Genomic DNA, 11,459 nt, shown 5'->3' with positions numbered 1-11,459 from the left:
AGGATATCCCACCTGCTGCCAACCCGCCATTTGCAGAATTTGCCGGAACAGGCGCCAGGATTTGCAGAAGTTGGCCCGTTGGTCGGGTCGACCCCAGGGAATGTATCTGTCAGTTTCAGGGACCAGGGCAGGCGGACAACACGAACGGATTCGGGACAGGGAGACGACGATGACCGAGACCGAGATGGCGAGGCCCGGGCCGGCTGCGGCGGGAGCGCCCGCCGACGTGCACAAGGAACGGGCGGAGCGGGCCGAGCGGGAACTTGCCGACCGGTGGGCGAACGATCCGCGCTGGGCTGATGTCAGCCGCACCTATTCCGCCCGTGATGTCCTGCGGCTGCGGGGCAGCGTCGTGGAGGAGCACACCCTGGCCCGACTCGGTGCCGAGAGGCTGTGGCGGCTGCTGCACGAGACCGACTACGTCCATGCACTCGGCGCGCTCACCGGAAACCAGGCGGTGCAGCAGGTCCGCGCCGGCCTCAAGGCGATCTACCTGTCCGGCTGGCAGGTTGCCGCGGACGCCAACCTCGCCGGCCAGACCTATCCGGACCAGAGCCTCTATCCGGCGAACTCGGTGCCGGCCGTCGTGCGCCGGATCAACAATGCGCTGCTGCGTGCCGACCAGATCGCCTGTGCCGAGGCGGGCAGCGCCCCATCCAGGAGTATCCCTTCCCCTGCTCCCGCCCCGGCCGTGGCAGGTGCTGGCGCCGGCAGCACTGCCACCGCGGGTGCGGCCGGCGCGGCCGGCGCGGCCAGGGGGACGGACTGGCTGGCGCCGATCGTCGCCGACGCCGAGGCCGGGTTCGGCGGTGTGCTCAACGCCTACGAGCTGATGGCCGCAATGATCGCCGCCGGTGCGGCCGGCGTGCACTGGGAGGACCAGCTCGCCGCGGAGAAGAAGTGCGGTCATCTCGGTGGAAAGGTACTCATCCCGACCGGCCAGCACATCCGCACTCTCAACGCCGCCCGCCTCGCCGCGGACGTCGCGGACATCCCCACCCTCATCATCGCCCGCACCGACGCCCAGGCCGCGACTCTGATCACCAGCGACGTCGACGAGCGGGACCGTCCGTTCGTCACCGGCGAACGCACCCCCGAGGGCTTCCACCGGGTGCAGGCGGGCCTGGCGCCGTGTATCGCCCGCGGCCTCGCCTATGCGCCGTACGCCGATCTGCTGTGGATGGAGACGTCCACCCCGGATCTCGAAATCGCCCGCCGTTTCGCCGAGGGAATCAAGGCCCGCTATCCCGACCAGCTGCTGGCCTACAACTGCTCGCCGTCGTTCAACTGGCGGGCTCACCTCGACGACGCCGCCATCGCCAAGTTCCAGCGGGAACTCGGGCATATGGGATATGCGTTCCAGTTCATCACGCTGGCCGGTTTCCACGCGTTGAACCACTCGATGTTCACCCTCGCCCACGGCTATGCCCGCGACGGCATGACCGCCTACGTCGACCTGCAGGAACGCGAGTTCGCCAGCGAGGCCGACGGCTACACCGCCACCCGCCACCAGCGTGAGGTCGGCACCGGCTGGTTCGACCTGGTCAGCACCGCCGTCAACCCGACCTCGGACACCGTCGCCCTGCGCGGCTCCACCGAGGAGGCCCAGTTCGCCTGAAAATCCGGTGGACGGCGCAGGCGGCGTCGCCTACCGTGATCGCCGTGAAGCGCGCTGAGTTCGCCGTGACGACGACGCCGGAGTCCGTCCCGGCGCGCTGACACGTTGACCTGCAGCCGAAGCCCCGGGGCGAGTGCCCCGGGGCTTCGCCACGTGGGCGCCCGCCTCGCCCGTCCGCGAGGAGCCCGTCATGCCCGACCACCCGGTATCTCACGACCACCCGGTATCCCACGATCATCGACGGCTCGGACGGGAGCTGGGGCTGTTCGACACCGATCCGCTGATCGGCGCCGGTCTGCCGTACTGGCAGCCGGACGGGGCCGCCATCCGCCATGTGCTGGAGGAGTACGTCCGCGCCGCGGAACGGCGGGCCGGCTACCGGCACGTGTACTCGCCGGTGCTCGGCAAGCGGGAACTCTACGAACTGTCCGGGCACTGGTCGCACTACCGCGACGACATGTACCCGCCGATGGACGTCGGTGGCGAGCAGCTCGTCCTGCGACCGAGCCTGTGCCCGCACCACGCGCTGATCTACCGGTCCCGCGGGCGCAGCTACCGGGAGCTGCCACTGCGCCTCGCCGAACTCGGCGGCATGTTCCGCTCGGAGCCGTCCGGTGTGCTCGGGGGACTGACCCGGGTTCGCGCGATCCAGCTCAACGACGCGCACATCTTCGCCACCGTCGACCAGGTCGCGGGCGAAGCCGCCGCCGCGCTCGCGATGATCCGCGAGGCGTACGCGGCGATGGGCCTCGTTGCCGCCCGATACCGACTGTCGCTGCCGGGCTCTGGTGGCAAGTACGTCGCGGCGCCCGAGCTGTGGAGACGGTCCACCGCACTGCTGCGGGAGGTGCTGGATCGAGCCGGCGTCGCGTATGAGGAGGCGGCCGGCGAGGCCGCGTTCTACGGCCCCAAGATCGATGTTCAGGTCGCCGATGCGGCCGGACGTGAGTCGACCCTGTCCACCATCCAGATCGACTTCCACCAGCCGGAACGCTTCGACCTGCACTACACCGGCGCCGACGGTCAACGCCACCGCCCGGTGATGATCCACCGCAGCATCATCGGCTCCGTCGAGCGGGCCGTCGCCTGCCTGCTCGAACGCCACGGTGGCGCGCTGCCCACCTGGCTCGCCCCGATCCAGCTGATGATTTTGCCCGTCACCGAGGCCGAACTCCCCGCCGCAGGTGTCCTCGCCCGCCGCTGCCTCGACCCCGACCTCGACCTGCGCGCCGAGATCGCCGCTCCCGACCGCGGCTCCCTCGCCGCCCGCATCCGCGCCGCCCGCCTCGTCCCCTACCAGGCTGTCCTCGGCCCGGCCGAGGTCGCCGCGGGCCACATCGCGCTGCGGCTGCGCGACGGCCGTCGCTGTGATCCGGAACCCGCCGCGGCGGCGTGCGCCCGCATCCGCGAGAACGCCGTGCCCTTCCGGATCCTTGCTGACCCGGAGCCATCAGCGAGGCCTTGATCTCACGTTCGGTTAGCTGGCTGGGGCTGGGGCTGGGGCTGGGGCTGGGGCTGGGGCTGGGGCTGGGGCTGGGGCTGGGGCTGGGGCTGGCTGGGCTGTCGCTGGCTGGCGTCCGCTGCTGTCCGTGGGTGCTCTCCGGTGTTGCCCGGGCACCCTCTGTGGCTCCATGGCCCCGCGAGGCTGGTTTCGACGGCCGACCTCGCCGCCGTCACGGGCCGTTGTCGGCGTCGGCGGGCCTGGCGGGGCGGATGGGTCCTTCTGTAGGGATGAAACGGACAAAATTTCGGCTTGACCCCTATAGAAGGGCCATGTTGATCGACACGCCCGGGATTGTCTCGACCCGACGAGCCAATCTGATCACGGTGCGTCACGCCGGTCGCCGGGTGCAGGCCGCCGGTGCCGGGTGGCTGCCTCCGCCCCCGGTGGATGCGCCCGCAGTCACCCCGGCACCCTGGCCACAACCGGAAACGTTCATGGACGGCGCGCTAGCCGAGTTCGCCGGTGGCGCCGTCGGTGAGTTCACGCAGGATGTCTGCGTGGCCGGTGTGGCGGGCGATCTCCTCGATCATGTGGATGTAGATCCAGCGGATCGACACGGTGCCGAGTTCCGGTTGCCCGACGACGTCGTCCAGGGCGAAGCCGGCCGCCGCCGTCCGGGAGTGCGCACAGGTGCGTTCGTAGTCGGCGAGGGCAGCCTCGAGGGTGTCGGTGGGGTGCAGGTTCCAGCTCGACGGCGGCTCGCCGTTCGCCTCGGACTCGTCGTCGGCGTCGATGGTGGGGTTGGTGAGGCGGTGGAACCAGTTGCGTTCGACCTGGATGAGGTGGCGGACCAGGCCGGTCAGCGTGGTCTGCGACGGCAGCAGGCGGCGGGCGGCGTCCTCGGCGCTGACGCCGCGCACCTTGTGGACGAACACGTCCCGGTAGAACTCGAGGAACGACTCGAGGATCTCGCGTTCGCCGGCAGCGCTGGCCTGCATCAACCGCACGGTCGGCGGGCGGAACGAGGGGTCGGTCACGGCGGGGTCTTCCTTCCTCGCGTGGGCGCGGCGTTGCTCGTGCTAGCGTCCGGGCGGTTGCCCGTGGTGACAGGTGCCATCCTCGGCCCGGGGCGACAGGCTTCGGGTACGCGGGTCTCGGACGGGAGGTGTGCCGTGCCGAACACGGAGCTCAGCGACGAGCAGGAGGCGCTGCGGCGCTCGGTCGCCGAGTTCGCTCGCGAGGTGGTCGCGCCGGTAGCCGCGCAGCACGACGAACAGCGCTCGTTTCCGTACGAGGTCGTCGCGGGGATGGCGAAGATGGGGCTGTTCGGGCTGCCGTTTCCCGAGCAGTACGGCGGGATGGGCGGCGACCTGTTCTCGCTGTGCCTGGCCATCGAGGAGCTGGCCCGGGTCGACTCGTCGGTGGCGATCACCCTGGAGGCCGGCTGCGGGCTCGGCACCATGCCGATCTACCGGTTCGGTACCGAGGCACAGCGCCAACGGTGGCTGCCGGCGCTGTGCGCGGGGGAGGCCCTTGGCGCGTTCGGCCTGACCGAACCCGAGGCGGGCAGTGACGCGGGCGGAACCCGCACGTCCGCCGAGCTCGTGGACGGTGCCTGGGTCGTCAATGGCTCGAAGTCGTTCATCACGAACTCCGGTACCGACATCACCCGCCTCGTCACCGTCACTGCCCTGACCGGCACCGGCACCGCCACCGGCCGCGGCACCGGCACCGGCACCGGCGAGATCAGTGCCATCGTGGTGCCGGTGCCCAGCGAGGGGCTCGTGGTGGGGCCGGCGTACTCGAAGGTCGGCTGGCATGCCAGCGACACCCATCCGCTGACGTTGACCGACGTGCGGGTGCCGGAAGACCACCTCCTCGGCGAACGGGGACGGGGCTATGCGAACTTCCTGGCGATTCTTGCCGAGGGGCGGATCGCGATCTCGGCGCTGGCGGTCGGGCTCGCCCAGGGCTGCGTGGACGAGTCGATCACCTACGCCCGCAGCCGCCGTGCCTTCGGCCAGCCGATTGCCTCGAACCAGGCCATCGCCTTCATGATCGCCGAGATGGAGGCGCGCACCCACGTCGCCCGCACCGCCTACTACGACGCGGCCGCCCGCGTGCTCGCCGGCCGACCGTTCGCCAAAGAGGCCGCGATCGCCAAGCTGGTCAGCAGCGCCGCCGCCGTCGACAACGCCCGTGACGCCACCCAGATCCACGGCGGCAACGGGTTCATGAACGAGTATCCGGTCGCCCGCCACTGGCGCGACAGCAAGATCCTCGAGATCGGTGAGGGCACCAGCGAGATCCAGAAGCTTCTCATCGCCCGCCACCTGGGCCTGTGACCGCGATGACCGCACCCGACGGCAGGACACCTCGCGCCGAGGTCGAGCAGCCTCTCGCTGGCGGCGAGGCGCCGGTACACGAGGGCGGTTCATCTCGCCGCGAGGGTGCGGCATCTCCCCGTGACGGCGAAACGCCAGCGGGCTCGCGGCGGCGGGTCGAGCAGCGTGGGCTGTACTTCGACGAGCTCGAGACGGACATCGTCTACGTGCACCGGCCGGGACGTACCGTCGGCGAGGCCGACAACACGCTGTTCAGCACCCTGACGATGAACGCGCAGGCCCTGCACCTGGACGAGGCGTGGAGCACCACCCAACCCTTCGGCACCCGCCTGGTGAACAGCATGTTCACCCTGTCGACCCTGGTCGGTCTGTCCGTCAGCCAGCTCACCCAGGGCACCACCGTCGCCAACCTCGGCTTCGGCGAGATCCGCTTCCCGGCACCCGTCCTCCACGGCGACACCCTCAACGCCGAAACGGTGGTGCTCGCCAAGCGGCGTTCCCGCAGCCGGCCCGGCGAGGGCGTGGTCACCTTCGAACACACCGCCCGCAACCAGCGCGGCGAGATCGTCGCCGTGGCTGTCCGCACCGCGCTGATCCTGCTTGCACCCGCCACACCCGCCCCCGCACGCTGAGCTCACGGCCAGCCGCATCAGGGCGATGGGTGGGCAGGCCATCCTCGTGCCTCACGGCGGCTGCGTAGCCGGATGCAGGTCTGGCTGGTGGTGGGATCGGCGAAGCGCGCGCCGTAGCGCTGGCGGTAGATCGGGTGCTTGCGCCACGACCAGCGGATCGGATGGTCGGCCCGCGGCAGATCGCGCCAGCGTTCGCGGTTGCCGTTCCACAGCTCGCGGCGCAGCAGCAACCGCTCTGCCGTGCGGCGGACGAGCTGCCATTCGATCAGCCACCGCGGCAGGTCCAGCCAGACCACCGTGTCCGCACGGGCCCAGACGAGATCTCGGACGGCAGAGTAGTTGCCGTCGACCACCCAGGCAGGCGCCGCGGTGGCCGCATCGACGTCGGCGACGAAGGTCGGCCGAGGCACCCAGCCGGGGCCGTGATGCAACTCGTCAAGCTCGATGTACGGCACCGACAGCGTGTCGGCGACCCGGCGGGCCAGCGTGGACTTGCCTGATCCGGACGCACCGACGACGAGCACCCTACGCACGAGGGATGATCGTATGTCGCGTCGAGGTCGTGGTTGCGGGCAGGTATCGGCCCACGTCCACCGACTGCCCACCGGCCCACCGGCAGGAACTCAGCCGGCCGCTGCGCGCCGGAGCTCCTCGATATCGATTTTGGACATTTTCAGCATGGCTTCCGTGGCCCGCTGCGAGCGCTCTGGATCCGGATCGCCGAGCAGTTCGCCAAGCGCGGTGGGCACGACCTGCCAGGACACGCCGAACCGGTCCTTGAGCCAGCCGCACTGGCTCTCCGTGCCGCCATCGGCGGTGAGCGCGTCCCAGTACCGGTCGATCTCGGCCTGCGACTCGCAGAACACCTGTAGGGAGAACGCCTCGGTCTGCGGGAACTCGGGGCCTCCGTTGAGCGCGACGTACTCCCGACCCTCCAGTTCGAACTGGACGGTCATCGCCATGCCCTCGGGCCGGCGCCCGCCGGGCCCGTACCGGCTGACGTTGGTGATGCGCGAGTTCGGAAACAGCGACGTGTACAGCTGCGCGGCCTGCTCGCCCTGATCGTCGAACCACAGGCACGGCGTGATGGGAGGCATGTGCGGACCCTTCGTCGGGATCGGTCGCCTGGATCGGACGCCTGTTCGCCTCCGATGGGCAGAACCGTAGCTGCTCCCTCCGACAGTTTTCGCCAGCCGTCAGGCCCGGAAGCTGTCGGGGTCGGCGGTGACCCAGTCCGCGATCCAGCCTGCTGGCGGGTCGGCGAGCAGCTCGCCGGGCTCCAGCCAGTCGAAGAGCTCGGCGTAGCTGCGGGTGTCGGTGTGCGTGACGCGGCGCATCAGCATGCCGGGATGCAGCTCGCCGGGCGCCGCGCAGCCCAGCGACGCCATCATCTGGACGGCGGTGGCGACGGTGGCCTGCTGGTAGCGGCGGACCCGCTCGCCCTTGTCCGCGACGTCCAGCGCGCGGGCGCGCCGCGGGTCCTGGGTGGCAACGCCGGTGGGACAGGTGTTGGTGTGGCAGCGTTGTGCCTGGATGCAGCCGACGGCCATCATCATCGCCCGCGCCGAGTTGGTGTAGTCGGCGCCCTGGGCGAGCCGTTTGACGATGTCCACCCCGGTCGCGACCTTGCCGCTGGCCCCGATCCGGATCCGGTCCCGCAGGCCGACACCGACCAGTGCGTTGTGCAGGGTGATCAGACCCTCGGTCAGCGGGGTGCCGACATGATCCTCGTATTCGAGCGGGGCTGCGCCGGTGCCGCCCTCGGCGCCGTCGACGACGATGAAGTCGGGCGTGACGCCTTCGGCGACCATCGCCCGGCAGATCGCCAGCAGCTCCCGCCGCGACCCGACACACAGCTTGAACCCCGCCGGCTTGCCGCCGGCGAGTTCCCGCATCTGCGCGACGAACAGCACCAGCTCCCGCGGTGTGGCGAACACCCGGTGGCCGGCCGGGCTGACGCAGGTCACCCCGGCCGGGACCCCACGGGCGGCGGCGATCTCGGCGCTGACCTTCGCCGCCGGCAGGATGCCGCCGAGGCCGGGTTTCGCCCCCTGACTGAGCTTGAGTTCGACCATCCGCACCGTCGGCAACGATGCCTTGTCCTTGAACCGGGCCGGGTCGAAGTCGCCGTCGGGGGTGCGCGCACCGAAGTAGCCGCTGCCGATCTCCCAGACAAGATCGGCCCCGTAACGCAGATGGTGCTCGGTGAGACCACCTTCCCCGGTGTCGTGGGCGAATCCGCCGGCGGCGGCGCCCTGGTTCATCGCCAGTACCGCGTTGGCCGACAGCGACCCGAAACTCATCGCGGACACGTTCAGCAGCGCGATGTCGTAGGGCTGTGTGCAGTCGGGCCCGCCGACCCGTACCCGCGGTGGTGGCGCATCGGCGGCGATAGTGCGCGGTGCCGTCGAGTGCGGCAGGAACTCGTAGCCGACCGCGTTGACGTCCCGTTCGGTGCCGAACGCCTGATCGCTGTGGATGCCCTTGGCCCGCTCGTACACGCTGGTGCGCACGTCCCGGTCGAAGGGCGTGCCGTCGTAGTTACGTTCGATGAAGTACTGCTGGATCTCGGGCCGAATGCGCTCCAGCGCGAACCGCAGATGCCCGGCGACCGGGTAGTTACGCAGGATCGCGTGCTGCCGCTGCGCCAGGTCGTACCCGGCCAGCGCGAGTGCGGCGACGAGTACGCCGACCGCCGCCCACCAGCCCGCGCTCGACAGCAGCGCAGCACAGGTAGCCCCCGCAATGGCGACCAGCAGACCGGTGACCATGCCTACCGGGAACATCGCGTTCGCCGTCCTTTCCAGCGTCCATCGTCCTGACGCGCGGGGCCGGGCGGCTGGGCATCCGACCCAGCCGGTGCGGCTTCGCGCCGTCCCGATGGACGTGACGCTATCTCCCGGAACCTCGGGTGCTGGTGTCGCGAGCGCCGGGCGCTGGACCGGCCGCGCGGCGGTGACAGCGCGATCGCAGGACGGGAACCGTCGGTCACAAAAGGTGATTCCGGTTCGGTGCGTCGAAAGTTGACGACACCTGGACGTTCTTTGGTCGCGCCGCGACGAGGAGGGCGCACCGGGCGGAGACGACGTCCTCGGGTCACGGTGATGAAGGAGGGCGGATTCTGGTTCTGGGCAGTGGTCGAGACCCTGCGCCACACCGGTGTCCGCATCGAAGAACTACCCGAGCTCACCCGACTGTCGTTGCGGTACTACACCGCCCCGACCGCCGGGACGCTGGTGCCCTTGCTGCACATCGTGGCCGGCAGCACCGACGTCGAGCGACTCGTCCCGGCGAGTGGTTCGCATGGCGTACGACGTGGCTCTGCGGTGGGATCCCTGTCCGCGATCCCTGCGCGGACGGGAACGGCCGACGGTAACGCGGGCTTTCACCGTCTCCGGTGAGCCTAACGCCACCTTGATCGCCGCCCGGTCGTCGACGTCGAGCTCGGTACCTGAGGAACCACTGATCGATCCCCTGCTGCCCGCCATGGTGCCATGTGATCGGCGCTATCCCAGTCCGAGCACGGACCAGCGCGGTCGGTCAGACCTCGGCGACGTCGCCGGTGTAGGTCGTGAACGTCGTGCCACAGCCCTCCGCGTGGTTGCGGACCTCGGCCCTCTCGGGCGTCGCGGTCCAGGCCTTGAAGGTGTCCTCACTGTGCCAGAACAGCTCGGCGACGAGGTACGGCGTGCCGCCCTTCGGGTGACTGAGCTGGAAGCGGACCAGCCCGGGTGAGGCCTTGACGAGGGGGACGTGCTCGTCGGTGTAGCGGCGGTCAAAGGCCTCTTTGTCGGCAGGCTCGTCATAGACCACGGTCAGTCGGTACATCGGGTAGGTGCCACCTTCGGTGGTTGTCGAATCTCTCGGGGTCGTTGGGGACGGCGTACTGGACAGTCCTGCGGCTCATGTCAGCTCGCCGAGATCGATTTCTGCTGCGAGGGGCGAGCACGTCGTAGGTGCGTCACAGAGCTGGCCCGAACACCGTCCGACTTCGCGCGGTAGCAGCGCGACGAGTTCGGTCTCGACGTTGCGCCGGAAGTGCGGTATCCGCTGACACACCGAACAGCGCGATCGGCGACCCGAGGATGTCGAGCGTCGCGCGGGTGTCGTCGTCGAAAGGCCGTGCCGTCGGAGCAATCCTCGGACGCTTCGGAATCAGAGGCATACTTCAAGAGTGGCATGCTTTGCTTTCAGAAGCAATACTTCTCGCATGGCCAGCACTCCGATCCCCGGTCGCCCGGTACGCGGCTCGACCACCGGACGTCCGATCATGGCGCTGTTCGACCTCGTCGGACGCCGGTGGGCGCTGCGCATCGTCTGGGAACTCCGCGAGGGCGACGCCACGTTCCGCGACCTTGCGCACCGCTGCGACGACGTGTCGTCGAGCGTGTTGCGCGACCGGCTGCGCGACCTCACGGCGGCCGGGATCGTCGAGCGGGGGGACGGAGGCTATCGCCTCACCGCCGAGGGCCGCGAGCTCATGGAGTTACTTCGTCCACTCGGGCAGTGGTCACGGCGGTGGGCTATGCGCGCACACGCAGCTGACAGCGGGCACGCCCGTAGCTCGAACGAGGAGGTCCGATGAGCTCAGAGAGCCGCGCCAGGCGAGATGGTCAGTGCCGTCGCGTCGGGACGTGCCGGGCAGCAGACCGATCGTCATCCCGGCGGCCTGCGCGGCTCCGCGGCAGGCCGCCGGCATCACTCCGCCGAGCCCACCGCAGATGACCGCTCAGCCGGCCTCGGCGAGCAGCCGACCGATCACCTCGGCCTGCCGCAGTTGGGCGGAGGCCGCACTGCTCGGCCCACCACGCCGATATAAATCCTTTCTTGTGTCATGTTGTGATAATCGGCCACCGGGCTCCGAGGAGCGGTATGGATCGAGGCCACCTGCTGCCGGTGTGGCGGTCCGGCGGGGAATGCCACACCGACGGCAGGCGAACCTGACGGATCTCTACGCGCCTGGAACGCGGTCGAGGAAGCCGCTGACCGAGCGGATGCGTCCGTCCTCGGCAAGGGCGACGACGTCGAAGCCTGCCACGGGTGCCGAACCATCTGCCTGGGAGACCAGCTCCCAACCGAATCGGGCAACGTGGTGATGGGCATCCAGCGAGCCGGAAACCCGGAACTCGAATCCGGGAAACTGTGCGCGGGCTCCGCGGATCACCGCGGCAATCCCTTCATGCCCGGCAACATCGGCCAGTGGATCGGTGTAAGTTGCGTCCTCGGTCAGCGCTGCGGACACCGCCTTGTCGAGAACGTCGTCCGTGGCGTTCCAGGCAGCGAAATAGCGCTCGATGGACTCCTCGTGGAACGGCACCGGCAGTACCTCCTGGTTTTCTGTCATGCGCTCACAGTGCCGCACGCCGCCGAGGCCGTCGATGACCTGTGAGGTCATGGCCGCGGCCGGAACCGCGCCCGCG

At 69.8% G+C, this 11,459-nt stretch carries 13 protein-coding genes; 6 read left to right on the top strand and 7 right to left on the bottom strand.

The annotated features are described in order from the left end of the window. The first annotated feature begins 169 nt into the window (after positions 1-169). A complete protein-coding gene (locus ND747_RS06515; protein ID WP_251732556.1) occupies positions 170-1,618 on the top strand; it encodes an isocitrate lyase family protein in 1,449 nt (482 codons plus the stop codon). Between the two features lie 190 nt (positions 1,619-1,808). Further along, complete coding sequence (thrS, locus tag ND747_RS06510) at positions 1,809-3,083, top strand: threonine--tRNA ligase (RefSeq protein WP_251732555.1); 1,275 nt, start codon at positions 1,809-1,811, stop codon at positions 3,081-3,083. 485 nt (positions 3,084-3,568) lie between these two features. Here thrS and ND747_RS06505 read toward each other — a convergent pair whose 3' ends face one another. Beyond that, a complete protein-coding gene (locus ND747_RS06505) occupies positions 3,569-4,060 on the bottom strand; it encodes a DinB family protein (protein ID WP_285900102.1) in 492 nt (163 codons plus the stop codon). A 174-nt stretch (positions 4,061-4,234) separates the two neighbouring features. On the opposite strand from ND747_RS06505, the gene ND747_RS06500 reads away from it, so the two are divergent. After that, positions 4,235-5,407 carry an acyl-CoA dehydrogenase family protein gene (locus tag ND747_RS06500; protein WP_251732553.1) on the top strand — a complete coding sequence of 391 codons (1,173 nt, stop codon included), beginning with the start codon at positions 4,235-4,237 and terminating at the stop codon, positions 5,405-5,407. A 170-nt stretch (positions 5,408-5,577) separates the two neighbouring features. After that, positions 5,578-6,039 carry a MaoC family dehydratase gene (locus tag ND747_RS06495; RefSeq protein ID WP_251732564.1) on the top strand — a complete coding sequence of 154 codons (462 nt, stop codon included), beginning with the start codon at positions 5,578-5,580 and terminating at the stop codon, positions 6,037-6,039. Positions 6,040-6,056: 17 nt separating this feature from the next. Here the strand turns inward: ND747_RS06495 and ND747_RS06490 are convergent, their stop codons facing one another. The 3 genes from ND747_RS06490 to ND747_RS06480 all read right to left on the bottom strand — a co-directional run bounded on the left by ND747_RS06490 (position 6,057) and on the right by ND747_RS06480 (position 8,825). Beyond that, a complete protein-coding gene (locus tag ND747_RS06490) occupies positions 6,057-6,572 on the bottom strand; it encodes an adenylate kinase (RefSeq protein ID WP_251732552.1) in 516 nt (171 codons plus the stop codon). A 90-nt stretch (positions 6,573-6,662) separates the two neighbouring features. Next, positions 6,663-7,136 (bottom strand): VOC family protein, encoded by a 474-nt coding sequence (locus ND747_RS06485; protein ID WP_251732551.1) that lies wholly within the window; start codon positions 7,134-7,136, stop codon positions 6,663-6,665. 99 nt (positions 7,137-7,235) lie between these two features. After that, positions 7,236-8,825: an FMN-binding glutamate synthase family protein gene (locus tag ND747_RS06480; RefSeq protein ID WP_251732550.1), complete on the bottom strand. Its 1,590-nt coding sequence runs from the start codon at positions 8,823-8,825 to the stop codon at positions 7,236-7,238. A gap of 318 nt (positions 8,826-9,143) precedes the next feature. On the opposite strand from ND747_RS06480, the gene ND747_RS06475 reads away from it, so the two are divergent. Continuing rightward, positions 9,144-9,440, top strand: a complete 297-nt coding sequence (locus ND747_RS06475; protein ID WP_251732549.1) for a hypothetical protein — start codon at positions 9,144-9,146, stop codon at positions 9,438-9,440. Between the two features lie 139 nt (positions 9,441-9,579). Here the strand turns inward: ND747_RS06475 and ND747_RS06470 are convergent, their stop codons facing one another. Next, positions 9,580-9,867: an EthD family reductase gene (locus ND747_RS06470; protein WP_251732548.1), complete on the bottom strand. Its 288-nt coding sequence runs from the start codon at positions 9,865-9,867 to the stop codon at positions 9,580-9,582. Between the two features lie 382 nt (positions 9,868-10,249). On the opposite strand from ND747_RS06470, the gene ND747_RS06465 reads away from it, so the two are divergent. Beyond that, complete coding sequence (locus ND747_RS06465) at positions 10,250-10,624, top strand: helix-turn-helix domain-containing protein (RefSeq protein ID WP_251732547.1); 375 nt, start codon at positions 10,250-10,252, stop codon at positions 10,622-10,624. On the opposite strand, the gene ND747_RS30020 is transcribed toward ND747_RS06465, so the two are convergent. Both ND747_RS30020 and ND747_RS06460 read right to left on the bottom strand, forming a co-directional pair. Beyond that, positions 10,550-10,738 carry a hypothetical protein gene (locus ND747_RS30020; protein WP_374216160.1) on the bottom strand — a complete coding sequence of 63 codons (189 nt, stop codon included), beginning with the start codon at positions 10,736-10,738 and terminating at the stop codon, positions 10,550-10,552. The genes ND747_RS06465 and ND747_RS30020 overlap by 75 nt on opposite strands. Before the next feature lie 252 nt (positions 10,739-10,990). Further along, a complete protein-coding gene (locus tag ND747_RS06460) occupies positions 10,991-11,383 on the bottom strand; it encodes a nuclear transport factor 2 family protein (protein WP_374216163.1) in 393 nt (130 codons plus the stop codon). Positions 11,384-11,459 lie beyond the last annotated feature (76 nt).

Source organism: Frankia sp. R82 (assembly GCF_023716925.1).
In the GTDB taxonomy this organism is placed as follows: Bacteria; Actinomycetota; Actinomycetes; order Frankiales; family Frankiaceae; genus Frankia.
The sequence above is the reverse complement of the archived record's forward strand: the minus strand, read 5'-3'. Positions and strand labels throughout refer to the sequence as shown.